This window comes from Aeromonas sp. MdU4, from assembly GCF_041929505.1.
Lineage (GTDB): Bacteria > Pseudomonadota > Gammaproteobacteria > Enterobacterales > Aeromonadaceae > Aeromonas.
This window is the reverse complement of the sequence record NZ_JBHFMW010000032.1, coordinates 94,193-119,147: the sequence shown is the minus strand read 5'-3', so window position 1 is coordinate 119,147 and position 24,955 is coordinate 94,193. Positions and strand designations below refer to the sequence as shown.

Here is a 24,955-nt window from a genome sequence, read left to right as displayed (position 1 = left end):
TTTATTACAGACTTAATTGATAGCGTAATGTCAGGCTGATGGTGGGTTGCCAGTCACGCTCCTTCATCAGCCACTGTTTCGCACCCGCTTCCGTGTCCAGCGTCCATTGCTTCCAGGTCCAGCTCCGCTCCAGCGTCATTCCCCATTCGCACCATCCCTCTTCGGCATCATAAGCAGACATATGTGCCTGGTTACCTCTGGTCAGCCAGAGATTAAAGGAGACGCTGGCAGGCAGCGGGAGCGAATGTTCCATATACCAGAGCTGGCCATAACGACCGGTTACATCATAAAGCTGGCCAATGCTGAGCTGGTGGTCGTCATCCAGTTGCCAGCCAAGACGCCATAGCGCGCCGAAACGGGTGTGATCCGCCACCTGCATGGGGCTGGCCCCTACAGCGATAAAACTCTGTTTATAAAGGGGCAACGCCAGCCCCGCACTTTGGCCATCGACAAAGAGAAGGCCCACCGATGTCTCTCGTTCATAGCCGAGCCAGAGCTGCACCGTGGAGTCGGCCCCCTCTCCAGCGTGGCTGCTATCGAGCTGCCATTGGCTGCCCATGACCAGCGCATTGGCCGAGAAGGGCTGCATCAGAGTGATGAGCAGCAGTAACCCGCGCTTATTTGCCATACAGTCGCTGCCAATCCCGATCCTGATGCATTCCCATCAGGTGACAGATGATGCCGGAGCGCTGGAAAGCATAAATAAGCAAGACGCTGGCGGTGCAGAGCAGCATGATCAGGCCGAAGCTGTTGGGCAGTATGGTGCCCTGGCGAGCCGTCCACCACAGCAGCAAGGGGCCCCACAGGTGGACAAAGATGCTCTTGTGGAAGATGAATACGGTCAGGGAGTACATGCCGATCCAGTTGAGCGGTCGCCAGCAGAGGCGAATATTGCGTTGGTGTAGCCAGAGTACGGCCCCGATCACCAGAAACTCCATGCCCCAGATCCCGGCACGGCCAATCATGTCCAGTGCCAGCTCATGTTCGTCGGCATAGATGTCATTGATATCGACCGCGCAACTTTCGCCAAACAGAAAATAGACTGCGAGTGCTATGAGGGAGAGGGTGAACACCAGACGGTTGAGGCGATCCCGCCACTGGGGGCGTTGATGCCAGCACCAGCCATAGAGAAAGCCGAAGCAGCCGCTGGCCATGAACAGGTCGAGACGGGCATCCAGCTCATATTCGGGGTGAACGTGCAGCTTCATCCAGCTGTCGATATGACCGAGCAGATCCTGCACGCCGAGCTGATCCAGCAACAGGCTGAGCACGGTCAGCACCAGCATGCCGCGGATGCCGAACCAGGCATACACCATCGAGAAGAGTGCCAGCAGGCACATCCAGAGCATGACCGGATAGAAAGAGATGGCCTCGCCGAAGTTGGGGGCGATGACCAGTCCCTCGACATAGAGCATCAGTATGATGCTGGCGAACAGCGCCAGCTTGCCACCCAGTTGTGTTCTGAAGCTGGCCTGGCTGCGGCGGCTCAGGTTGAACGCGGCCAGAGCCAGATAAATCTGGCTGACCCAGGGGATCAACCAGGCTGATGCGTGGGCTGTCAGCTGATCCATGGGTAACAGGTGTCCTGCCATCGCCTTGTGCGACAGATAGAAGCTGTCCCACAGCGCATGCTCCCGATTGAAGAAATCGATATACCAGTAGTTGAGGTAGCCGGTGTAGTGCTCAAACACGGCCATGAAGATGACCAGCCCGCGCAACAGATCGAGGCCTGTGATGCGCGCATCCTGTGGAGGCATGCTATTGCTCCTGTGTGGTGTGGGGAAAGGAGCGGCACTATAGCGGTTTTTGCGAAACTGAACGGGAGCTGAATGTAAGCAAATGTTACGGGTAACAAGGGTAAGTGGTGACTCTGACAGGGGATAGCCTGAGTCGGCTGTCATGATTTGTAATACTTTTGGCTGTTTGCTTAGCCTTTTTGGCGGCCGAAGGCCTGAATACCGCGCACCAATATCAACCAGCCGAGCAGGTGGAATGGTAGAGCGAGCAGATAGAGCAGCAGGAAATGTGACTGGTTGTCACTGCAATTGATGAAGCCAATCCAGGCGACCAGCAGGGTCAGCATGCCCGCAATCTGGAAGCGACGGCGCAGTACTACTTCAACCCCGAGGTTGGCAAGGTAAAGGGTCAGCAGGATGCCACCGAAACCGGTGAGCTGGGCGCTGCCGTATAGCTCGCGATCCGGGTTGAACAGCAGGGCCACGAGAGGGGTAATGCCCTGATCCTGCGGGATCAGGGCCAGCAGCCAGCATGCAATCAGAAGCAGGGCTGTTTTCATCTCGGGCTCAGTCGGCGGAGGGCGCCGGTTTGACCAGGGAGAGGTAGTTGGCGTCCATCTTGAGGAAGACCCCCAACAGGCGAGCACTGGCGCCATAGAAGCCAAACTGGTCGGCGGCGCGACAGGCGGTCTCGAACTTGTCGAACCAGCCCAAAAGATGGCCGTGCAGCAGCGCTTCCTGCTCGTCGATCCAGCTTTCCCGCTCGGCCGCGCTCTTTGCTTCCGCGGCGCGGATGATGAGATTGCCCATCAGATCCAGCTCGATAGCCAGATGGTCGGCAGGCTCTTTGTATTTGTCGCTGACATTGATGCCGAGGCGATCGAGGCGGGCCTGCATCTCGGCCATCGGGGCCTGCATCAGCAACTTGGCCTCGCCGCGGTAGAGCGACTCGTAGGGCAGGGCGCCATGCTTGGGATCCACCAGAAACAGGCCGGCAAAGTCGGCGGCCAGTTCGAGCTGGCGATCCGGGCGCACCAGCAGGCGAGCGATAGCCTCGTTGAGTTCCGCCACCGCCTCGCGCATCGGATCCAGGGTCGAGAGGCTTTTCAGAAAGCTTCGCACATCATAGGTGTCATATTCGGCGATCTGCTCATCACTGAGTTCGGCGGCGAACAGGGTGGAGAACCACCAGTAGAGTTCGGCCCGGCGTTCGCTGGTAGCCATAAATTCCTGCATTTTTCCTCCGTGGATGGCAATCGGGAGCCTTGATGGCTCCCGATTCTAACGACTTTAAAAATAAAGGAAACTCAAGGGGGCGCTTTCGTCCCCCCGGGGTCAGAGTGCCGGGAACATGGGGTCGATGCCCTTGGCCGATTCCGGCGCGCCGAACGCGGTGACGGCGGGTGCCGGTCCGTGGAACTTCTCGATCTCCACCAGCGCAGTGTGGGCCGTGGTGGCCTGTGCCAGGCTGGAGGAGCCGATGTCGGCGGTCAGCACGTTGGGGTCTCCGTAGGTACAGAGAGTACCGACCTTGCCGCCCTCCTGCGGGCCATACCATGCTCCTTCCTGAATGCGCACCACGCCGCGGGCGTAGTCATCGCTCACCACCAGCCCGGCCAGAACCTGACCGCGGCTGTTGAACACCCGCACCAGATCGCCGTCCTTGAGGCCACGGGATTTGGCATCCTGCGGATTCATATAGACAGGCTCGCGACCCTGTACCGTGTAGGTGGCGCGGTAGTTGTCGGAGGAACAGAGCTGGCTGTGCAGCCGCTTGTCCGGGTGGCAGGATTGCAGGTGCAGCGGATACTGCTTGCTGCCCGGCCCGCCGTGAGAGCGCTCGTAGGGTTCGATCCAGACCGGGTGGCCCGGGCAATCCCCATAGCCGTAGTCGGCGATGGTCTTGGAGTAGATCTCGATAAGGCCAGACGGGGTACCGAGGGGTTCCAGATCCGGCTCCTGACGGAACGACTCGTGGCGCACCCAGGGCTGGCCTGCCGGGAAGGTGACAAAGCCCTCGCCGTGCCAGAACTGGCTGAAACGGGGCAGACGGATGCCGATGCCACGACCCTGCAGGCGGGCGTCGTCGTAGATGCTCTGGATCCACTCCAGCTTGCTCTTGCCGCCGGTGAATTCGGCCTCGCGACCGAAGCGACGGCAGAGATCGGCAAAGATGTCGTAGTCATCGCGTGCTTCGAACAGCGGCTCCACCACCTTGTACATGGCCAGAATGCCCGCATTGGAGTGAGAGCCCCACTGCTCGATATCATCCCGCTCATAGGTGGTGGTGGCGGGCAGCACGATATCGGCGAAACGGCAGCTGGCGGTCCACTGGTGATCGATGCTGACCACGGTTTCCAGCTTGCGCCAGGCGGCGACCATCTTGTTGCGATCCTGCTGGTGGTGGAACGGGTTGTTGCCGCAGAACACCGCCATCTTCATGTGGGGGTAGGTGATGGTCTGGCCGTTGAAGGCGATCTGTTTGCCCGGATTGAGGATGCAGTCGACGAAACGGGCCACCGGAATGAATTTTGAGTAGCCCTTCCAGTCGCCGTCATGGCGCGGTTTGACTCCGGGAATGACCGAGCTGAAACCGGACATGATGGGGCCGCTGGAGGTGATGGTGCCCGCCCCGTTGTAGTGCCAGCCAAAGCCGTAACCACCGCCCGGCAGACCGATCTGGCCAATCATCGAGGCCAGAACCACCAGCATCCAGGCGTACTGCTCGCCGTGGTGCATGCGCTGCACACACCAGCCGCCGATGAGCTGGGTGCGGCCACTGCTCATGGCGCGGGCCAGCTCGCGAATGGTCTCGGCAGGGACGCCGCAGATGGCGGCGGCCCACTCGGCATCCTTCACCTGACCATCGCTGGTGCCCAGCAGGTAGGGCAGGAACTTGTCAAAGCCGGTGGTGTAGTCTTTCAGGAACTTCTCGTCGTGGCGCTTCTCGCTGTAGAGGGTGTGGGCGATGCCCAGCATCAGCGGCACGTCGGTCTGCGGATTCAGGGTTACCTGATCGCAATTGAGGTACTTCTGGGTTTTGGATTTGACCGGATCGACGCTGATGACCCGGATCTCGCCCTTGGCTACCTTCTCTTTCAGCTGTGCCCAGTAGTCGTAGACGCTGTGATCCGGCACCAGCCAGCCCACCTGCAGGTTTTTGACGGGGTCGGAACCCCAGATCACGATGGTCTTGCTGTGCTCCAGCACCAGCGGCCAGGAGGTCTGCTGCTCGTACACCTCCATGGCCCCTGCCACGTGGGGCAGGATCACCTGGGCGGCGCCGGTGGAGTAGTCACCGGCCTTGGCCAGATAGGTGCCGTGCAGGTTCATGGCGCGGCCAAGCATGGCGCCAGCTGAGTGCAGCTTACCCACCGACTGCCAGCCGGAGTGACCGGCATAGAGGGCGCTCGGGCCATAGGTTTTCTGCACCCGTTCCAGCTCGTGATAGAAGAAGTCCAGCGCCTGGGACCAGGTCACCCGCACGAAGCGGTTCTGGCCACGCTCGCTGGTGTCGGACTGGTGGCCCTTGCGCAGCCAGTCCAGTCGCACCATGGGGTAGCGGATGCGGGAGGGGTTGTAGACCACCTCACTCAAGGCCTTGAGCATCTCGGTGGGGTGTTTGTCGTGCTCGAACGGCAGGGTCTCGACCCAGCGACCATCGACCACCCGGGCACGGAAGGCGCCCCAGTGGGAACCGGACTGCACCAGCTTGTCGCCGGACTCGGCGGCCATCACGGCGCGACCGAGCAGGGAGGGGCCGATCAGGGCAGAGGCACCGCTGGCCAGCAAGCCACCCAGAAAACCACGACGGGAAATATTGATCATCTTGTTATTCCTCTTTCGAATCCGGACTTAGTGGCTGCCCTGACCACCGGTATCGGCGGCATGGTTTTGCAGGTATTTGAGCAGGGTTCGCTCCTCTTCCTTGCTCAGGCGATAGTAGGCTGACATCGCCTTGAGCCCCGAGATCCAGCCGTTGGCGGTGAAGTGAGCCGGATCCGGCGCGCCGTGGCAGGAGTTGCAGGTGGATTTGTACATCTCGCCGGCGTAATCCCAGATCGGCTTGAGCGAGGATTCAAAGCCCTTGCCATCGACCCAGGCCTGTACCTGAACCTGTTCCCACTTGATATGGGTGGCGCTGTCGGTCTCCTGTTTGAGGAGTGTTTCGCTCGCTTTCAGCTCGTCACGGACGGTGGCGACAAAGACCCGCTTGCCCATGTATTCGCTCAGTACCCGGCCCTTGCCGTCGCTCTCGCGCCACCCTTCGATGGTCACCTTGAGGCGATCGCCGCTGCGGGCCACTACCTCGATGCGGGAGGCGGGCAGCAGCTTGCCGACCGGTTCGTTGCTCTGTTCGCTGGCGTAGAGATCTTTTTCACCCAGGTTGTAGAGGGTCTCGGCGGCCGGTGCCTGTTGCGCGTCGTTGGCCAGGGTGGCGTAAGTGGCTCGGAAGCCCCCCGCCATGTTGGGCAGTTCGTGGGCGATGCCCTTGTGGCACTCGATGCAGTTCATGTTCTTCGCCGCCGCATCTTTCATCGCCAGCGCTGCCGCCGGGGACTGCTTGGCGTGATCCATGTTGTCGTAGCTATGGCACGACTTGCAGGTCTTGGAGTTCTGGCTGCTCATCCGGGCCCACACTTTCTCGGCCAGATGCAGGCGTCGGTCCTCGAACTTCTCCTGGGTATCGATGCTGTGGCCTATGTACTCCTGATAGAGGTCGTTGGCCGCCTCCATCTTGCGGGCCACCTTGCCGACAAAATCCTTCGGCTGGTGACAGTCGGTACAGACCGCCTGTACCCCTGAGGCATTCTTGAAGTGGATGGACTCCTTGTACTCCGGATAGACGGTGTCTTTCATGGAGTGGCAGGAGATGCAGAATTCGAGGCTGCTGGTTTTCTCAAAGCCATAGTGCAGGCCGACGGTACCCGCGAGGGTGACGCCGACGCCCACCAGAAGCAGCGCCAGTACCGACCAGCGACGGCTGGGGGTGCGCAGGAAGTGCCACAGTTTTTTCATCATGCTCTCTCACATCACTTTTTTGATGGGGGCCATGATAGGGAGGCGTTGTGAACAGGGCTGCCGCCACAAATTAATGAAATAGGGGTATTTATGACAAAATGTGAATAGAATAATCCTCCCTTGTCGACCATCGTGAACCCTGCCCATGCACTACCACATTCTGGTTGTTGAAGATGATGCGGTTACCCGCGAGAAGCTGACCGGCTATTTTGAGCGGGAGGGCTATCGGGTGACTGCGGTCGAAAATGGCCAGGAGATGCGGGCCGTGCTGGCGGAGCAGACGGTCGATCTGGTGATGCTGGATATCAACCTGCCGGGGGAAGATGGTCTGCTGCTGACCCGTGAACTGCGGGCGCGCAGCACGGTGGGGATCATTCTGGTCACCGGCCGCAGCGATGCGGTGGACCGGATTGTTGGCCTCGAGATGGGGGCCGACGACTATGTCACCAAGCCGTTCGAGCTGCGGGAGTTGCTGGTGCGGGTCAAAAACCTGCTGTGGCGGATCTCGCTGGCCGCCGCCCCGAGTGAACCCGAGACGACCGACGATGCGGTGCGCTTTGGCCCCTGGCGTTTTGACATTCCCCGCCGCCAGCTCAGCAAGGACGGGGTGCCGGTGCGCCTGACCAAGGCCGAATATGAGGTGCTGGTGGCCTTTGTCGCCCATGCCGGGCGGGTGCTGAGCCGGGAGCGGATCCTGACCCTCATCAGCCATCGCGGCGATGGCCCGAGCGATCGCACCATCGACGTGCTGATCCGGCGGCTGCGCGGCAAGATGGAACCGGATCCGCGGGATCCCCAGCTGTTTGTTACCGTCCATGGTGAAGGCTATCTGTTTGCAGGCGAGATAGCCTCCTGACTCCGGCGTGGTGGCCTTGGTCTGTCTAACTCGCGAGGATCAGAGCGGCGGGCGGGTATCAAATTGCGGGCAGTCGTCGCCAATCTGGTGCCAGGGCGCCTTGGAGCCGACAAAGATGTGAAACGCGGGCCGCTGGCTCGGCACATCGTCCAGTACTCCGAGGCGCAGGTTGATCTTGCCGCTGCTGCTCTTCTGGCTGAACAGGCTGGAGCCGCAGTGACGACAGAAGGCCAGGGTGGTCTCTGCCGATTTCTGGTAGCGGCTGATGGCATCAATGCCCTTTACGATGGTGACCTTGTTGCCATCCAGTCCGCCGACCGAGGCGTAATCTCCTCCTGAAAACTTGCGGCATTCGCTGCAGTGGCAGTTACCCATATAGTCGAACTGATCCGGCAGGGTCAGGGCAACGGCGCCGCACAGGCAGCTGGCATGTAACTCTTTCATCTCTTCTCCTTGAGTGTGCTAATCGGATTCGGAACGGCTATTCGACCCGATAGACGGGACGAAAAGCGCCATCCGAGAGGGAATCGGCGGGGTCGGCCAGTGGCGCAGACAGCGTCAGAATGGGTGGCCCCATCACCCGCGGGCACTGCTGTGCACTAGCGCCCGGGTGTTGCAGCAGGCAGACCGCCTGCGCCACCGCAAGGCGCCCCTGCAGTCGCATCTGATCGCTGTTGGCGGCCAGGATCTTGCCCCGGCGCAGGCCACGCTGTACCCCGTGGCTGAAGTAGGTGCTCAGCACTTGGGGCCGGCCGAGATGGCGCTGCGCCAGCTCGTTGACCGCCACTTCGGCGGCAATGGCGCCCCCCACCAGATAGTCGAGGTCGGGATAGCGGGCCAGCGTCTGCTGCACCAGCGTGCGCTGGATTTCCCGGCTGTTGTCGCCGCGCTCGGTGGTGACCAGCTTGATGGCGCTCCCCTTGATGGCATCGGCAAAGCCCGGTTCGACAAAGTTGTTGCCGCCGCTCGCCTGCGGGCCGGGGAAGAGGGCAACCGAGACCGGCTTGCTGCCGGCGGGGTGGCGCTGCGCCAGCCAGTGGCCAATCTGCCAGCCCATCTGGTACCAGGAGACTCCCACCTTGGCCTGCACCAGACCAGTGGGCAGATCGTTGACCAGACCAAAGATCGGCAGCGGCGTGGCCTTGATTGCCTCGCGCAAGCCCTGATAGCTCACCGCGCCGAGCAAGATGGCGTCGCTCCCTTCCTGCACGCACCGCTGCAGTTGTTGGCGCTGCTCGACGAGGGCACCGTAGCCCCCCGCTTCGTGGATCTGCAACTTGACTCCCAGCCGTTTCGCCTCGTCCATCATGCCCTGATTGACCGAGAGCCAGTAGGCGTCGCGCAGATGGGGGTAGAGGGCACAGAGGGTTAGCGGTTTGGTTGCCGCGGCGGGTTCCGGCCACTGCTGGCGCAGCGGTTGGCCGCTGAATTCGCCGCCGGGCCAGATATCGACCGCAAAGGCGAGGGCGGCGCGAGGAAGCGTGAGCAACCACATTAGCAACAGCAGGGAGAGATAGACGCTTCGCATGGTCAGGGGTTTTGTTAAAGTGTTGAGCCATATTATCCGGTCAAAGCCGACCACAACCAAGGGACTTCCCGTGAGAATCTTTTCCGGCCTCGGTGGCAAGTTGCTGCTGGCCTTCTCCCTGATGGCGTTACTCACTTTGAGTGCCTCCCTGCTGGGCTGGGTGGGGCTTAGCCATCTGCGCCAGCTTGAGCAAGGGGTGCAGCAGACCCTGGCCGATCAGGAGCTGGCCCGCACGCTCTCTCGCCTCAGCGGCGAGATCCAGAGCGCGTCGCGGCTGCTGGCCACCGCGACCAGTGAGCAGGAGCGGGAGCATCAGGGACGCTTGCTCACTCTGCAGGGGCAACAGCTACAACAGGTGCTGGCTCAACTTGGCCGTGGCCAGGGTTCAACAAGCCTCGATCAGCTCAGTCAGAGCATCATCGGTAATTTGGGTCAGCAGGGCTGGCTGGTGGGGGAACGGTTGACCCTGATGGCGCAGGGTGAGGCGCAGCGGGCCCGTCTGGTGGCGGCGGCCGGGCAGATCGCCGAGCTGGCGCGCAGTCAGATGGAGAACGCCGAAACCGTGATGGTGGCGGGATTGGGTTCCCTCTACCAACCGCAAGGTGCGCAGGCGGCCCGGACGCTGGATCGATTGCTGGAGCAGGATCTCGACTGGCTGGAGCAGATGACCGAGCTGCGTCATCGTACTTTGATGCAGCAGCAGCGTATCGAAGAGATGTGGCGCAGCGAACGGCAGGAACAATTGCAAACGCTATTGCAAGAGGGGCAGCGGGAGCTGGCCATCTTGCAACTGCGGGCTGGTGCGGTGACCGATCCGGCCCGCCGTCAGGCGGTGGAGCAGGCGCTGACCGTGCTGGCGCAGAGTGACAAGCTGGTGCAACTGCGCAGTGACTGGCTCGGCAAGGGGGAGGCGCTGCAGGTGCTGGCCAGCGCCAATGAGGCCCTGATGAGCAGCCTCAACCAGCAGGTCGGTGAGCTGGTCAGCCGTGCCCGCGATTCGCTGGGGCAGAGCCAGCAGGCGTTAAGCCAGCGACTCAGACTGCTGGAGCAGGCATTGATGGGCATTGGCCTGCTCACCCTGCTACTGCTGATGCTGTTGATGTGGCGCATGGTCTACGGCCGGATCGTCTGGCCGCTGCAACGGGCGGTGGCGGGGATGAGCCGGTTGGCACGCGGGGAGCTGGCTCCTCTTGAGCCGATTGCCAGTGTCGGGCGCGATGAGCTGGCAGAGCTGGGCCGGGCCTTGCAGGTGTTTCGTGACAATGCGGTGGAGCTGGGCCGCTATCAGCGCGAGTTGGAGTCGCGGGTCGAGGAGCGCACCGGCCAGCTCAGCCACGCCAACGAGCGGCTCAATGAGGAGGTGGAGAAGCAGCGGCAGGCCCGCGCCGAGGCTGAACAGGCCAATCGGGCCAAGTCGGTCTTTCTTGCCACCATGAGCCACGAGATCCGCACCCCCATGAACGGCATTCTGGGCGGCCTGACGCTGCTGGAAGATACCCACCTCAGCGATACCCAGCAGCGCTATCTGGCCGCCATCGAGCACAGCGGTGAATCCCTGCTGGAGATCCTCAACGACATTCTCGACTACTCCAAGATCGAGGCGGGCCATGTGGAGGCGCGCCGCGAACCCTTCCCCCTGTTCCAGCTGGTGGATGAGCTCAGTGCGCTGTTCCGGCCAAAAGCTGCGTCCAAGGGGGTCACCTTGGCGCTGGAATATGCGCCCGGGCTGGCGCCTGTGGTCGAGGGGGATCTGGGTAAATTGCGGCAGGTGCTCGCTAATTTGCTCGGCAATGCGGTCAAGTTTACTGCCCGTGGCCAGATTACCCTGACGGTGGCGTCCCTTGTCTGTCATGGCCCTTGTGCCGAACCCTGCATCCGCTTTGTGGTGCGCGATACTGGCCCCGGCATTCCGGCCGATGAGCAGGAGGCGGTGTTTGAGGCGTTTCGCCAGCGCCAGCGAGACGTGGGCCATCAGGGCGGCACCGGGCTGGGACTGGCGATCAGCCGCAAGCTGGTGGCCGCCATGGGGGGCGAGCTTATCCTTGCCAGCGAACCGGGCAAGGGGTGTGAATTCAGCTTCAGCTTGCCGTTGCAGCGCTCAAGCGCTCAACTGCCTGCCGAGGCACAGCCGCTGCATCTTGGTCAGTCCCGCGACATCCTGCTGGTGGAGGATAACGAGATCAATCGGCTGGTGGCGCACGGCATGCTGACCCGCCTCGGCCATCGCGTCACCCTGGCGGAGGATGGTCGCAGCGCGCTGGCACTGGTGACCGAGCACCCCTTCGAGCTGGCGCTGCTCGATATCAATCTGCCCGATATGGACGGGATGACCCTGCGCGAGGATCTGGCCGCCATCAGCGAAGAGATGCATGAGCGGCCGCTGCCCGCCATCGCCATCTCGGCCCAGATGTATCCGGAGGATATCTGCCACTGCCTCGCCGCCGGGTTTGTCGATTTTGTCGGCAAGCCGGTGCGGCTGGCAGTGCTGGCCAATGCCATCGAGCGGCTGTTTCGGCAGGAGGGTGCCTCCATCGAGCCGCCTGTGCAGTTATCTGCTGCGCCCTCAACTAACCAGCCAGAGTGGGCCAATCCGGTGCTGGATGCCGATCTGCCCCTGCTCGGCATGGCGCGGATCCGCCAGCTTGTCGCGCTGTTTGAGTCGCAAGGGCGGGTGTTGGTGGATACGTTGATTCAAGGGGATGGCAGTCAGCAGCGGCAACTGGCACACAAGCTCAAGGGGAGTGCGCTGGCGCTGGGCTTGACCGGGTTTGCCAGCCACTGTGCGGTCATTGAGGCGGGAGGCGGGGAGCCAGCGGCAATCGGGTCGCAATTTGACGAGGCGGTGGCTGCCTTGCAGCGCTGGCTGGCGGCCAACAGGGATGCACAACCCTAATCCCTTCTGGCGGGGTACAAAGGTCAGGGGGAACCGGTTTCTGCGCCGTTATTCTGTTTCCCGAAACAGCACCTGCTTGCAGTGAGTACAGACCCATTCGCGGCGAAAGTCGGCCAGATGTACCAGACCTACTTCACGCAATTCGTGGTGGCCGCAGTGATGACAGAAGATGATGTCGCCATCGACCGCTTCCGGGTGGGCCGCCAGATATTCAGCCTTGGTGGGGAGCTGCTCCCACGAGGTGGTGGGAATATGTTTGCGCTGGCTGGTGTAATAGACCCAATAGAACAGAAAAAAGACAGCCAGGATCACAAATGTCAGCAGATGGTCCATCTTGAACTCCTCCGGTCAGGTGTCGCTCCTTGAGGTGGTGGCGACAGGCAATGCCATCGTCTTGAAAAATGTTTCGAATGAATATGTTACAAGATGGATAACGTTGGCGTTGTGATCCCCTTCGGGTTTTACCTGCTTGTAGAGAGGGGATTGGAGAGCGCTTTTTCCGCGCTATGGGCGGGTTGAAATCAGAGATGAACTTGTTTTTTACAACATAAATTCAACATTTTTTTAGGTGTTTGGACTGTCTCTTTGATCCAGCTCACGTTACAATGCCCACGCCCACTTCACCTAATGCGCAAACGATTTTCAGGAGATAAACGGATGTTGAAACGTGACATGACCATCGCCAATTATGATCCGCAATTGTGGCAGGCCATCACAGACGAAACCCGTCGTCAGGAAGAGCATATCGAGCTGATTGCGTCTGAGAACTACACCAGCCCCCGTGTCATGGAAGCCCAGGGCTCCCAGTTGACCAACAAGTACGCCGAAGGTTACCCCGCCAAGCGTTACTACGGTGGTTGCGAGTATGTGGATGTGGTCGAAACCCTGGCCATCGAGCGCGCCAAAGAGCTGTTCGGTGCCACTTACGCCAACGTGCAGCCGCACTCCGGCTCCCAGGCCAACAGCGCCGTCTACATGGCTCTGCTGCAACCGGGCGACACCGTGCTGGGCATGAACCTGGCCCACGGTGGTCACCTGACCCACGGCTCCCCGGTCAACTTCTCCGGCAAGCTGTACAACATCATTCCTTACGGCATCGATGAGTCTGGCAAGATCGACTACGACGAGATGGAGCGTCTGGCCATTGAGCACAAGCCGAAGATGATGATCGGTGGCTTCTCCGCCTACTCCGGCATCGTTGACTGGGCCCGCATGCGCGAAATCGCCGACAAGATCGGTGCTTACCTGTTCGTCGACATGGCCCACGTGGCTGGTCTGATCGCCGCTGGCGTCTACCCGAGCCCGCTGCCCCACGCTCATGTCGTTACCTCCACTACCCACAAGACCCTGGCCGGTCCGCGCGGTGGTCTGATCCTCTCCGCCGCTGACGACGAGGAGCTCTACAAGAAGCTCAACTCTGCCGTTTTCCCGGGTGGTCAGGGTGGCCCGCTGATGCATGTCATCGCCGGTAAAGCGGTTGCCTTCAAAGAGGCGCTGGAGCCCGGGTTCAAGACCTATCAGGCTCAGGTCGTGACAAACGCCAAGGCGATGGCTGCGACATTTATCGAGCGCGGTTACAAGATCGTCTCCGGCGGTACCGACAACCATCTGATGCTGGTTGACCTGATCGGTCGCGAGCTGACCGGTAAGGATGCTGACGCTGCGCTGGGCAAAGCCAACATCACCGTTAACAAGAACTCCGTGCCCAACGACCCGCGCTCCCCGTTCGTCACCTCCGGTGTGCGGATCGGTACCCCGGCCATCACCCGCCGCGGTTTCAAGGAAGCCGAGTCTATCCAGCTGACCCACTGGATCTGCGACGTACTGGACAACCACGACAACGATGCCGTGCTGGCCACCGTACGCGAGAAGGTGCTGGATATCTGCCGCCGCTTCCCGGTCTATGGCTGATAAGTCAGACCATCCGGTTTGAGACCAATGCCACCTTCGGGTGGCATTGTTTTTGGGGCGTTTGGCAAGAGGTGAGGGCGGATGACTCTGAGTAGCGAAGCAAAGATGTGCGATGAAGGGCGTGATGAGGAGTGGGAGACTGAACTCCGGCAGGCGATCCGCGCCCAGTACCACTTTCGCGTCAGCGAGCAGGGGCTGCTAGCTTGGGATGTGCGGCGGTTGGTGCGACTGAGCCGCGATCTGCCGGTGCAGGCGGTGGCGCTCGGCGAGATTGCCGAGATCGACCGGGTGCATTGGTATGGCCATGACGGCGCCAGCCCCACGGTGCGCAGCGTGGTCGATCACTGCCAGCTTATTATGGCGGCGGATCTCGCCTATCCGATCATTCTCGATTGCGCCGGGCGGGTGATGGATGGCATGCACCGGATCGGCAAGGCGTTGTTGCTGGGCCACCGCCATATCGATGCGGTGCGGTTTGTGCGGGATCCGGCGCCGGATTACGTCGATTGTGAGCCCGATGCGCTGCCATATGATGATTGAATCAGCTGAGCCACTGTGATGATTGTCAGTGGGCGGCATTGTTTTTTCTGGCTTTTACCGGTTTTGGATGGCCGTGCTACACTGGCCGGCCTATATCTCGGCCCAGTGAGGCCGGAGTCTGTTCAATTAACGCCGGAGGTCAGATGCATTGCCCTTTCTGTAGTGCCGTTGATACCAAGGTGATCGATTCTCGTCTGGTGGCCGAAGGTCATCAAGTGCGCCGCCGTCGTGAGTGTCTGCTCTGTCACGAGCGTTTTACCACCTTCGAGATGGCCGAGCTGGTGATGCCTCGCGTCATCAAGTCCAACGGTTCGCGCGAGCCGTTCAACGAAGACAAGTTGCGGGCCGGTATCCTGCGGGCGCTGGAGAAGCGGCCGGTGAGCATGGAGGCCATCGAAAAGGCGGTCAACCACATCAAGTCACGCCTGCGCGCCACCGGCGAACGCGAAGTCGCCTCCGAGCTGGTGGGCAATCTGGTGATGGATGAGCTCAAGGGGCTCGACAAGGTGGCCTATATCCGCTTTGCCTCTGTCTATCGCAGCTTCGAAGATATTCGCGAATTTGGCGAAGAGATTGCCAAGCTGGAGAAGTAACGGCAGCGTGCTCCGCCCGGATCGGAGGGAGCATAACAAGTCGGTGCCGCCACGCTGGCTGCCGGTTGGCAAGTAAACTGTTACGCCAGTGAAACACCCAATAAGAACATCGTTGCGCTGGTGAAAAAATATGAGGGCGTGCGGCTGCAACTTGCGAGTCGGCGCCTGCCGCCATGGCGGGAAATGCCATGGCCGATCTGCCCGATGTTGTTAGCGATAAGGTGGTGAGCGGCAAGAGCGCACAATACCTCTTCTTGCTTCATCAGATTGCTGCACCACACGGGATACGTTGCAGGAAACAGGAGCCCGAATGTTTAGTCAAGATGATTACCAATGGATGAGTCGGGCCCTCGAACTGGCCCGCCGCGGCCGTTACACCACGGCCCCCAACCCCTGCGTCGGTGCCGTGCTGGTCAAAGATGGCGTGGTAGTTGGCGAAGGGTGGCATCAGAAGGCGGGCGAGCCCCATGCAGAGGTCTATGCCTTGCGTGCTGCCGGTGTCAATGCCCGTGGCGCCACCGCCTATGTCACCCTCGAACCCTGTTCTCATTACGGACGCACACCTCCCTGCGCCGAGGCGCTGATTAAAGCTGGCGTGGCCCGGGTGGTGGCGGCCATGGTTGATCCCAACCCCGAGGTGGGCGGACGCGGTCTGCGCATGCTCTCCGAGGCAGGCATCAAGACCGATTTCGGCCTGCTGGCAAACGAAGCCGAAGCGCTCAATCCGGGCTTTTTCAAGCGGATGCGTACCGCCTTCCCGCGGGTGACGGTCAAGCTGGGGGCCAGCCTCGATGGCCGCACCGCCATGGCGAGCGGCGAGAGCCAGTGGATCACCTCCCCCGATGCGCGCCGCGACGTGCAGCGGCTGCGGGCCCGCCACGATGCGGTGCTCTCCAGCGCTGAAACCGTGCTGGTCGATGGTGCCTCCCTGACCGTGCGTTGGGACGAGCTGCCCCCCTCGGTCAAGGCGAGCTATCCCAAAGAGACCCTGCGCCAGCCGCTGCGGGTCATCGTCGATTCGCAAAACCGGCTCACCCCCGACTTGCCGCTGTTCCAGAGCGAGAGCCCGGTGCTGCTGGCCCGTCACAAGGCAGCTGGCGAGTGGCCTGCGTGGGTGCAACAGCTGGAGTTGCCGCTGCTGGATGGCCAGCTGGATCTGGTCAGCCTGTTTATGCTGCTGGCCAAGCAGAATATCAACTCGGTGTTGATCGAGGCGGGGCCGCGGCTGTGCGGCGCCCTGCTGGAGAAGGGGTTGGTGGATGAGCTGGTACTCTATCAAGCGCCGAAACTGATGGGCGATGAGGGGCGTGGCCTGTTCCATCTGCCCGGCCTGACCCGGCTGTTCCAGGCGCCCAAGCTCAACATCAAGGATGTGCGCATGGTTGGCCAGGATATTCGCATTACCGCCAAAATAGCCTGATTTTTCAATGTTCAAGGGGGCAGAGCCTGCCCCCGTCATCAGCAAGGTGATCTGCATGTTTACCGGAATTATCGAAGCGGTGGGAACCCTGGCCGAGCTGCGCCGTCAGGGTGAGGATATGGCCCTTACCGTGCACGCTCCGAGCCTGGATTTTAGCGACGTCAAGCTGGGCGACTCTATTGCTACCAACGGCGTCTGCCTGACGGTGATTGCGCTGGGTGACAAGAGCTATACCGTTGATGTGTCGCTGGAAACCCTGTCGCGCACCGGCTTTGCCGCCGCCAGAGTGGGCGATCGGGTCAACCTCGAGAAGGCGCTGATGCCCACCTCCCGCCTCGGCGGTCATCTGGTCTCTGGCCACGTGGACGGGGTAGGGGAGGTGAAAAGCGTCTCCAGCAGCGGCCGTGCCATCGAGTACTGGATCAAGGCGCCGGGCGAGCTCTCCCGCTACATCGCCGAGAAGGGGTCGATTGCGGTGGATGGCATCAGCCTCACCGTCAACGCCGTGCAGGGGGATCTGTTCCGCCTGACTATCGTGCCCCACACCGCGCAGGAGACCACCATCGCCAGCTGGAAACCGGGTCACAAGGTGAACCTCGAGGTCGATCAGATTGCTCGCTATCTGGAGCGGCTGATGATGGGCAAGAGTCAGGAGAGCAGCGCCTCCACCCTGACCATGGAGACGCTGGCCAAGGCCGGTTTTCTCTAAATCGGGTCACCAATTCGATTTTCTGTGATCTTGCTCGGATTGAAATGGGGCCACTCGCCCCAATCTAGAGCAACATACACTCGCATTTGCGTTGAGCCTGCGGGCTCGATTCCCAAGCACACTGATGGAGTAGCCCATGGCGCTGAGCACAACCCAGGAAATCATTGCCGATATCAAGGCGGGCAAGATGGTGATCCTGATGGATGACGAAGACAGGGAGAACGAAGGGGACCTCATCATGGCCGCCTCCTGTGTCCGTCCTGAGGATATCAACTTCATGGCCCGCTATGGCCGTGGCCTCATCTGCCTGACGTTGACCCGGGATCGCTGCAAACAGCTGGCGCTGCCGCTGATGGTGGATCGCAACAACGCCCAGTTCTCCACCGCCTTTACCGTGACTATCGAAGCGGCGGAAGGGGTGACTACCGGTATCTCCGCTGCCGATCGCGCGGTGACCGTGCAGGCAGCGGTGGCACCCAATGCCAAGGCGGCCGATCTGGTGCAGCCGGGCCACATCTTCCCGCTGATGGCGCAGGATGGCGGCGTGCTGACCCGTGCCGGTCACACCGAAGCGGGTTGCGATCTGGCCCGGCTGGCCGGTTATGAGGCGGCCTCTGTCATCGTCGAGATCCTCAACGAAGATGGCACCATGGCGCGCCGTCCTGATCTCGAGATCTTCGCCGAGCAGCATGGCATCAAGCTTGGCACCATCGCCGACCTTATCGAATACCGCAACCAGCACGAGACCACGGTCGAGAAAGTGGCCGAGTGCAAGTTGCCCACCGAGTTTGGCGAATTTGACCTCATCACCTTCCGTGACACCATCGACAATCAGGTTCACTTCGCCCTGAAGAAGGGGGAAGTGAAGGCCGACCAGCCGACTCTGGTGCGGGTCCATCTGCACGATGTGCTGAGCGATCTGCTGTTGACCGACCGTCACGCCGCTCGCAGCTGGCCGTTGCCCAAGTCCATGGCCCGCATTGCCGACGAGGGCGGGGTGCTGGTGATCCTGGATACTGAATCCCATGGCGAGGAGCTGCTGGCCCGGGTCAAGGGCTTTGAAGCCGCCGACAAGGGGCTGGCACCGGAAGGGGCCAAGTGGCAGGGCACCTCGCGCCGGGTTGGCGTCGGCTCCCAGATCCTCAAGGCCCTTGGGGTGAGCAAGATGCGCCTGCTGAGCTCGCCGAAGAAGTACCACGCGCTCGGCGGTTTCGGGCTGGAAGTGGTTGAATATATTGGTGAATAAGCAGGCTTGGTAGTGGCCAGGTGGCTGCTGCCTAGCGTGCTGAAATGAACGCATCCCCGCCAGCGCTGATTACCTGCTGACGGGGGTGGAATATATCGGCGAGCAAGCTTGCCGAAATGATTACATGGCGATCATGGCCGCGGGTTGCGGCCATGGTTTTTGTCGTGGGTCTGTTGTGCTAGAATGTGCGCACTTTTGACTCCGGCCCTTTTGATTGCACAGATACAGGATTTCCAATGAAGGTTATCGAAGGAAATATCGCCGCTCCTGAGGCGCGCGTTGCTATTGTTGTTGCCCGTTTCAACAGCTTCATCAACGACAGTCTGGTGAACGGTGCGGTGGACGTACTGAAGCGTCAAGGTCAAGTGCAGGACAGCAACCTGACACTGGTAAAAGTGCCGGGCGCGATTGAAATGCCATTGGTCATCAAGAAGCTGGCCAAGAGTGGTCAATACGACGCCATCGTGGCGGTCGGTACTGTCATCCGTGGCGGCACCTACCACTTCGATCTGGTGGCGAACGAGAACAGCAAGGGCATGGCCCAGGTGATGATGGAATATGAAATTCCGGTCTCCTTCGGCGTGCTGACCACAGAAAACATTGAACAAGCCATCGAGCGTGCAGGTACCAAGGCGGGTAACAAGGGTGCAGAGGCTGCACTGGCAGCGCTCGAAATGATCAACGTCCTGAAAGAACTGGACGTGTAACGAGGAGAAATGCATTGAAACCGTCTGAGCGCCGTAAAGCCCGCCATTGCGCCACCCAGGCCATCTACCAGTGGCAGATGACCAAGGCTAACGTGGGTGACATCGAAGAGCAGTTCAAGATCGATCAGGACACCAAGGGTGTAGACCTGAACTATTTCCGCGATCTGCTGTTCGGGGTTGCCCTTCACTGCAGCGAGCTGGACAAGGTGTTTGCACCTTACCTCTCCCGTCCGCTGGAAGAAGTGGACATGGTGGACAAGGCGATCCTGCGTCTGGCGACCTATGAGCTGACCCGTCGTGATGATGTACCGCCGCGCGTGGTGATCAACGAAGCGATCGAGCTGGCCAAAGCCTTTGCTGCCGATGACAGCCACAAGTTTGTCAACGGTGTACTGGACAAGGTGATCAAGTCGCTGAACAAGCGTTGATCCTGCTGTCCGTCAGCATCTAATAGAGGAGCCAGCTTATCGCTGGCTTTTTACTGTATGGGTGAATTCGAGCTGATTGATAAGTACTTCAAGGTCCCCCACGCCCGCAAGGACGTGGTGATGGGCCCTGGAGACGACTGCGCCCTGCTGACCCTGCCCCCCGACACCCAGCTGGCGGTGAGCACGGATACCCTGGTCAGCGGCGTGCACTTCTTCCCCGACATGGATCCGGTTGATCTTGGCTACAAGGCGCTGGCGGTCAATCTCTCCGACCTCGCTGCCATGGGCGCCGAGCCGCGCTGGGTCTCGCTGGCGCTGACCTTGCCCGCCATCAACGAGAGTTGGGTCGCCGGTTTTGCCGAGGGGTTTCTGGAGCTTGCCGAGTACTACAACGTGGCGCTGGTAGGCGGGGACATGACCCGCGGGCCGCTCTCCATCACGGTATCGGTCAAGGGTTCGGTGCCTGCCGGTCGCGCCTTGCTGCGCAGCGGCGCCAAGGCAGGTGATGGCATCTATGTCACCGGCACCCTGGGGGATGCCGCACTGGCGCTTTCCCACCTGCTGGGCAAACGCACCCTCAACGAGAACCAGCTGGCGGCCGTGCTGCCGCGCCTCGACCATCCCCATCCCCGCATTCTGGCCGGTCAGGCGCTGCGCGGGCTGGCCGGCAGTGCGCTGGATCTCTCCGATGGGTTGGCGTCGGATCTCGGCCATATCCTCAAGGCGTCCGGCGTGCGGGCCCAGATCGATCTCGATCTGCTGCCGCTCTCGCCGGTGCTGCAGGATGCGGTGAGCGAGCAAGAGGCGTGGCAGCTGGCGCTGGCCGGTGGCGATGACTACGAGCTCTGCTTTACCGTACCGCAGGAGCATCACGGTGCGCTCGATACTGCGCTGGCTCACAGCGGGGTCAAGTTCACCCGCATCGGGCGGATCCTGGCCGGTGAGCCGGGCATCGACTATCTGCGCGGCGAACAGCCGGTCGAGTTGCAACTGAAAGGGTGGGATCACTTCGCATGAGTTTGTTCAGAATAAAGCCCGAGCTGAAACGACTGGATCTGAAGAATCCACTCCACTTTCTGGCGGTGGGTTTTGGCTCCGGTCTCTCCCCCAAAGCGCCGGGCACCATGGGGACGATCGCCGCCATCCCGCTCTACCTGCTGGTGAGCGGTTTGCCTATGCCGTGGTTTATCGCCCTGTTGGTGGTGGGGTTCGCGGTGGGGATCCGCATCTGCCAGAGTGCCACCGACGCCATCGGCATGCCGGATCACGGCGCCATTGTCTGGGACGAGGTGATTGGTTTCGGCGTGACCATGATCGCGGCCCCGGCCGGTTGGGAGTGGGTGCTGGCTGGTTTTGTGCTGTTCCGGTTTTTTGATGTGCTCAAGCCCTGGCCCATCTCATGGTTTGATCGCCGGATCCACGGCGGCCTCGGCATCATGCTGGACGATCTGATCGCCGGTCTGTTCGCTCTCTTTTGTATGCAATTACTGGCCGTCTGGCTCGGTTAAGTGCCCTCTCCCGGGGAGTGACTGTTACAGCACTCCCCGATTTATATCTGCCTAATTTTCATTCATCGGCATATGCTGCCGTTTATCATCTATTTCACATAAATATTCACTACTCATTCGGGGCCTTACCGCGGATAGAGAATAGTGATAAATGCTGCTTGTTGCACTTTTGTTGAAACTAAAGTAATGATACCAATAGGTGAGTGGACGTACTGGCCGTTTTTGTGATGAAAGTCATCATTTGTCGCTATTAAATTGATGGTTATCTGCGCAAAACATTGCGGAATTGTATAACTCAATCATTTACACCCGTGGCCAAACCGTCTAATTTACTCGCGGGTTATTCCAAAAAAATGCAAAAAACCCGCCCGGATCGCTGGTTTAACTGCTACATGGATTGCGCATTCATTGCCCTTGGTAGCACCGGCATCTGCGGCCGATTTATGGACGAATTATTTGGGACGGATGTCCCCCGCAGAGGTAAACATGTCCTTGCTCGAAGTGAAGAACTTGCGGATCGAGTATCCCTCCCGCTACGGGGTGCTGGCCGCAGTGAAGGATCTCTCTTTCTCGATCGAAAAGGGTGAGATTGTTGGTGTGGTCGGGGAATCCGGCGCCGGCAAGTCCACCATCGGCAACGCTGTCATCGATCTGCTCAGTCCCCCCGGGCACATTGCCCGTGGCGATATCTATCTCAATGGCGAGCTCATCTCCGGCAAGAGCCAGAACGAGATGCGCGCCATCCGTGGCTCCCGTATCGGGTTCATCTTTCAGGATCCGATGACCTCTCTCAACCCGCTGTTCACCGTTGAACATCAACTGGTTGAGACCATTCTGGCCAATACCAAGCTTTCCCGCGAGGCGGCCTTTGCCAAGGCGCTGGAGCTGATGGGGGCGGTGGGTATTCCGCAGCCGGAGCTGCGCATCAAGCAGTATCCACACCAGTTCTCCGGTGGCATGCGTCAGCGGGTGGTCATTGCCATCGCCCTGTCGTGTGATCCGGAGTTGATCATCGCCGACGAGCCGACCACGGCGCTCGACGTCTCCATTCAAGACCAGATCCTCCAGCTCATCCGCAACCTCTGCAAAGAGCGTCAGGTGGGCTGCATGTTGGTGACCCACGACATGGGGGTGGTCTCCAACGTGGCCGACAAGGTGGCGGTGATGTATCGCGGCGATCTGGTGGAGTTTGGCCGCACCGAGCAGGTGCTGGGGTCGCCCAATCATCCTTATACCCGCAGCCTCATCTCGGCGGTGCCCCGTTCCGATGTGAAGCTGGTGCGCTTCCCGCTGGTCTCCTATATCGAGGATGCCAGTGCAGCCGATACCAATATCGACCTCAAGACCCACTGGCTCGGCCAGAGCCAGGATGAGCGTGCCTATGAAGGGGCACTGCTGCGAGTGGAGAACGTCGATCTGAAGTTTGTCACCAAGGACTCCATCTTCCCGAGCCGCCGCCAGTATGTGCGCGCCTGCAACAACATCAGCTTCGAGATCTTCGAAGGGGAGACCTTCGGTCTGGTGGGGGAGTCGGGCTCCGGCAAATCGACTATCGCGCGCGCCATCACCGGTCTCTATCCGCCTGATACCGGCAAGATTGTCTTCGAGGGGATCGATCTGACCGCCCTGCATAGTGAGCGCGAGCGCCGCCCCCTGCGTCGCCAGATGCAGATGGTGTTCCAGAACCCCTATTCGTCGATGAACCCGCGGATGAAGGTGCGCGACATCATCGCCGAGCCGATCCGTTTCCATAAACTGGCGAGCAGCGAGAGCCAGATCGAGGGGATTGTCGGCGATCTGCTGGATCATGTCGGCCTTGGCCGTGGTGCCGGGGTCAAGTATCCCCACGAGTTCTCCGGCGGCCAGCGCCAGCGCATCTCCATTGCCCGTGCTCTGGCGACGCGCCCCCGCTTCCTTATCTGCGACGAGCCCACCTCGGCGCTGGATGTCTCGGTACAGGCCCAGATCCTCAACCTGCTCAAGGATCTGCAGCAGGAGCTCAAGCTCACCATGCTGTTTATCAGCCACGACCTGCCGGTCATTCGTCAGATGTGCGACCGCATCGGGGTGATGCAGCACGGCAATCTGGTGGAGGTGGCCGAGACCGAGAAACTCTTTACCAATGCCGAGCATGAGTACAGCCGCAAGCTGATCTCCCTCATGCCGGAGTTCAAGGGAATGTCCCGCGAGGGGCTGGAAATCGCAAGCTAGGAGAGCGCCGGTTCACCGGCCTGCTTGTCAAAAAAAGTGTCATAAGAAAGCCAAAAGCATGGAGAACAAGATGAAGAAAGGATTGTCCAAGATTGCACTGGCGCTGTTTGCCGCCGGTTTCGCTTTCAGCGTGTCAGCCGCTGATATCAAGGTGGGCGTCGCTTCTGATGCCACTTCGCTGGATCCGCAGGAGCAGCTCTCCGGTCAGACTCTGGAGATGTCGCACCTGGTATTCGATCCCCTGATGCGTTACACCCAGGACCTGCAGTTTGAGCCCCGTTTGGCCGAGAAGTTTGAACGTGTCGATGACAAGACTGTCCGCTTCCACCTGCGCAAAGGGGTCAAGTTCCACTCCGGCAACGACTTCACCGCCGACGACGTGGTGTGGACCGTCAACCGCCTGAAATCCTCCGTCGATTTCAAGGCGATTTTCGAGCCCATCGTTGAAGTGAAGAAGGTCGATGACTACACCGTCGATCTGATCACTGCCAAGCCGTTCCCGCTGATCCTGCAGACCGTCACCTATATCTTCCCGATGGACTCCAAGTTCTATACCGGCAAGACCGATGCGGGCAAAGACAAAGGCGAGATCGTCAAGAATGGTGACTCCTACGCCTCTACCCATGTTTCCGGTACCGGCCCGTTCATCGTCAAGTTCCGCGAGCAGGGCGTGAAGCTCGATTATGCCCGCAACCCCAACTACTGGGACAAGGCCTCCAAGGGTAACGTCGACAACCTGACCGTGGTGCCGATCAAGGAAGATGCGACCCGTGTTGCAGCCCTGCTGGGTGGCGACGTGGACATGATCTACCCGGTGGCGCCAAACGATCTGGAGCGGGTGAAGAATGGCAAGGATTCCCAGCTGGTCACCCTGTCCGGTACCCGTGTCATCATCATCGAGCTGAACCAGAACACCAACCCGGCGTTGAAAGACAAGCGGGTGCGTCAGGCGATCAACTACGCCATCAACCAGGTGGGTATCGTCGAGAAGATCAACAAGGGTTTCGGTACCCCTGCCGGTCAGTTGAGCCCGAAAGGGTATGCTGGCTACAACGAGGCGCTGGTGCCCCAGTATGATCTGGCCAAGGCCAAGGCACTGATGAAGGAAGCCGGTCAGGAGAAGGGCTTCAAGATGACCTTCATCGCCCCGGCTGCCCGTTATGTCAACGACGTCAAGATTGCTCAGGCGGTCTCAGCCATGCTGGCCAAGATCAATATCAAGGTGGATCTGAAGACCATGCCGGTGGCCCAGTACTGGCCGGAGTTTGACAAGTGCGCTGCCGACATGCAGATGATTGGCTGGCACTCCGACACCGAAGATACCGCGAACCTCTTCGAGTTCCTGACCTTCACCAAGGATGCCAAAACCGGTATGGGTCAGTACAACTGCGCCGGCTATGCCAACGCCGAGGCTGACAAGCTGATCGAGCAGGCCAACGCCGAGACCGATCCGGCCAAGCGTGCCGAGATGCTGAAGAAGGTGGAAGCCATGGTGATCGAAGATGCTGCCTACGTGCCGTTGCACTGGGAAGATCTGGCCTATGGTGCCAAGAAGAACGTCGATATCAAGCCGATCGTCAACGTGATGAACTTCCCTTACCTGGGTGACCTGGTGGTCAGCAAGTAAGAGAACGTCGCAAGGAAGGA

24 protein-coding genes are annotated in these 24,955 nt (G+C 60.4%); 14 read left to right on the top strand and 10 right to left on the bottom strand.

From position 1 onward, the window contains the following. Positions 1–4 precede the first annotated feature (4 nt). From ACE1BR_RS19625 to torC, 6 genes are all read right to left on the bottom strand, one after another. Positions 5–628, bottom strand: coding sequence for a hypothetical protein (locus ACE1BR_RS19625; protein WP_374873234.1), 624 nt, complete (start codon positions 626–628; stop codon positions 5–7). Further along, positions 618–1,757 carry a hypothetical protein gene (locus tag ACE1BR_RS19620; protein ID WP_374873232.1) on the bottom strand — a complete coding sequence of 380 codons (1,140 nt, stop codon included), beginning with the start codon at positions 1,755–1,757 and terminating at the stop codon, positions 618–620. Before ACE1BR_RS19620 ends, ACE1BR_RS19625 begins: the two co-directional genes overlap by 11 nt. Positions 1,758–1,927: 170 nt before the next feature. Next, positions 1,928–2,296, bottom strand: a complete 369-nt coding sequence (locus tag ACE1BR_RS19615) for a hypothetical protein (RefSeq protein ID WP_374873230.1) — start codon at positions 2,294–2,296, stop codon at positions 1,928–1,930. Between the two features lie 7 nt (positions 2,297–2,303). After that, positions 2,304–2,972, bottom strand: a complete 669-nt coding sequence (gene torD / locus ACE1BR_RS19610) for a molecular chaperone TorD (RefSeq protein ID WP_374873228.1) — start codon at positions 2,970–2,972, stop codon at positions 2,304–2,306. Positions 2,973–3,071: 99 nt separating this feature from the next. Further along, entirely contained in the window at positions 3,072–5,564 is a 2,493-nt protein-coding gene (gene torA / locus ACE1BR_RS19605; RefSeq protein WP_374873226.1) for a trimethylamine-N-oxide reductase TorA, read from the bottom strand. 27 nt (positions 5,565–5,591) lie between these two features. Then, positions 5,592–6,758, bottom strand: coding sequence for a pentaheme c-type cytochrome TorC (torC, locus tag ACE1BR_RS19600; protein ID WP_374873224.1), 1,167 nt, complete (start codon positions 6,756–6,758; stop codon positions 5,592–5,594). Between the two features lie 145 nt (positions 6,759–6,903). Here torC and torR point away from each other — a divergent pair, with 145 nt between their 5' ends. Beyond that, on the top strand, positions 6,904–7,614 hold the full coding sequence (gene torR / locus ACE1BR_RS19595) for a two-component system response regulator TorR (protein WP_374873222.1): 711 nt from the start codon (positions 6,904–6,906) through the stop codon (positions 7,612–7,614). A 39-nt stretch (positions 7,615–7,653) separates the two neighbouring features. On the opposite strand, the gene ACE1BR_RS19590 is transcribed toward torR, so the two are convergent. Both ACE1BR_RS19590 and torT read right to left on the bottom strand, forming a co-directional pair. Next, positions 7,654–8,058 (bottom strand): GFA family protein, encoded by a 405-nt coding sequence (locus ACE1BR_RS19590; protein ID WP_283940657.1) that lies wholly within the window; start codon positions 8,056–8,058, stop codon positions 7,654–7,656. 37 nt (positions 8,059–8,095) lie between these two features. Beyond that, a complete protein-coding gene (gene torT, locus ACE1BR_RS19585) occupies positions 8,096–9,142 on the bottom strand; it encodes a TMAO reductase system periplasmic protein TorT (protein WP_374873220.1) in 1,047 nt (348 codons plus the stop codon). Positions 9,143–9,212: 70 nt separating this feature from the next. Here torT and torS point away from each other — a divergent pair, with 70 nt between their 5' ends. After that, on the top strand, positions 9,213–12,035 hold the full coding sequence (torS, locus tag ACE1BR_RS19580) for a TMAO reductase system sensor histidine kinase/response regulator TorS (RefSeq protein WP_374873218.1): 2,823 nt from the start codon (positions 9,213–9,215) through the stop codon (positions 12,033–12,035). A 48-nt stretch (positions 12,036–12,083) separates the two neighbouring features. Here the strand turns inward: torS and ACE1BR_RS19575 are convergent, their stop codons facing one another. Then, a complete protein-coding gene (locus tag ACE1BR_RS19575; protein ID WP_374873216.1) occupies positions 12,084–12,368 on the bottom strand; it encodes a hypothetical protein in 285 nt (94 codons plus the stop codon). A gap of 324 nt (positions 12,369–12,692) precedes the next feature. On the opposite strand from ACE1BR_RS19575, the gene glyA reads away from it, so the two are divergent. The 3 genes from glyA to nrdR all read left to right on the top strand — a co-directional run bounded on the left by glyA (position 12,693) and on the right by nrdR (position 15,079). Next, positions 12,693–13,946, top strand: coding sequence for a serine hydroxymethyltransferase (gene glyA / locus ACE1BR_RS19570; RefSeq protein WP_374873214.1), 1,254 nt, complete (start codon positions 12,693–12,695; stop codon positions 13,944–13,946). A gap of 105 nt (positions 13,947–14,051) precedes the next feature. Continuing rightward, entirely contained in the window at positions 14,052–14,486 is a 435-nt protein-coding gene (locus ACE1BR_RS19565) for a hypothetical protein (RefSeq protein WP_374873329.1), read from the top strand. Positions 14,487–14,629: 143 nt separating this feature from the next. Beyond that, complete coding sequence (gene nrdR / locus ACE1BR_RS19560) at positions 14,630–15,079, top strand: transcriptional regulator NrdR (protein ID WP_005298086.1); 450 nt, start codon at positions 14,630–14,632, stop codon at positions 15,077–15,079. Positions 15,080–15,159: 80 nt separating this feature from the next. Here the strand turns inward: nrdR and ACE1BR_RS19555 are convergent, their stop codons facing one another. Next, a complete protein-coding gene (locus ACE1BR_RS19555) occupies positions 15,160–15,342 on the bottom strand; it encodes a hypothetical protein (protein ID WP_374873212.1) in 183 nt (60 codons plus the stop codon). A gap of 47 nt (positions 15,343–15,389) precedes the next feature. Between ACE1BR_RS19555 and ribD the strand changes: the two genes are divergently transcribed. The 9 genes from ribD (at position 15,390) to ACE1BR_RS19510 (ending at position 24,935) form a co-directional block, all read left to right on the top strand. Beyond that, positions 15,390–16,499, top strand: coding sequence for a bifunctional diaminohydroxyphosphoribosylaminopyrimidine deaminase/5-amino-6-(5-phosphoribosylamino)uracil reductase RibD (ribD, locus tag ACE1BR_RS19550; protein ID WP_374873210.1), 1,110 nt, complete (start codon positions 15,390–15,392; stop codon positions 16,497–16,499). 55 nt (positions 16,500–16,554) lie between these two features. Continuing rightward, a complete protein-coding gene (locus tag ACE1BR_RS19545) occupies positions 16,555–17,208 on the top strand; it encodes a riboflavin synthase (RefSeq protein ID WP_374873208.1) in 654 nt (217 codons plus the stop codon). Between the two features lie 136 nt (positions 17,209–17,344). Next, the gene (gene ribBA / locus ACE1BR_RS19540; RefSeq protein WP_374873206.1) at positions 17,345–18,454 is read left to right on the top strand and encodes a bifunctional 3,4-dihydroxy-2-butanone-4-phosphate synthase/GTP cyclohydrolase II; all 1,110 of its coding nucleotides are present in this window, start codon (positions 17,345–17,347) and stop codon (positions 18,452–18,454) included. A gap of 236 nt (positions 18,455–18,690) precedes the next feature. Further along, complete coding sequence (gene ribE / locus ACE1BR_RS19535; protein ID WP_374873204.1) at positions 18,691–19,161, top strand: 6,7-dimethyl-8-ribityllumazine synthase; 471 nt, start codon at positions 18,691–18,693, stop codon at positions 19,159–19,161. Between the two features lie 14 nt (positions 19,162–19,175). After that, a complete protein-coding gene (nusB, locus tag ACE1BR_RS19530) occupies positions 19,176–19,589 on the top strand; it encodes a transcription antitermination factor NusB (RefSeq protein ID WP_374873202.1) in 414 nt (137 codons plus the stop codon). Between the two features lie 57 nt (positions 19,590–19,646). Then, positions 19,647–20,606 (top strand): thiamine-phosphate kinase, encoded by a 960-nt coding sequence (thiL, locus tag ACE1BR_RS19525; RefSeq protein ID WP_374873200.1) that lies wholly within the window; start codon positions 19,647–19,649, stop codon positions 20,604–20,606. Further along, positions 20,603–21,097: a phosphatidylglycerophosphatase A gene (locus tag ACE1BR_RS19520; RefSeq protein ID WP_374873198.1), complete on the top strand. Its 495-nt coding sequence runs from the start codon at positions 20,603–20,605 to the stop codon at positions 21,095–21,097. Before thiL ends, ACE1BR_RS19520 begins: the two co-directional genes overlap by 4 nt. A 486-nt stretch (positions 21,098–21,583) precedes the next feature. Beyond that, a complete protein-coding gene (locus ACE1BR_RS19515) occupies positions 21,584–23,308 on the top strand; it encodes a dipeptide ABC transporter ATP-binding protein (RefSeq protein WP_374873196.1) in 1,725 nt (574 codons plus the stop codon). A gap of 70 nt (positions 23,309–23,378) precedes the next feature. Further along, complete coding sequence (locus ACE1BR_RS19510; RefSeq protein WP_374873194.1) at positions 23,379–24,935, top strand: ABC transporter substrate-binding protein; 1,557 nt, start codon at positions 23,379–23,381, stop codon at positions 24,933–24,935. Positions 24,936–24,955 lie beyond the last annotated feature (20 nt).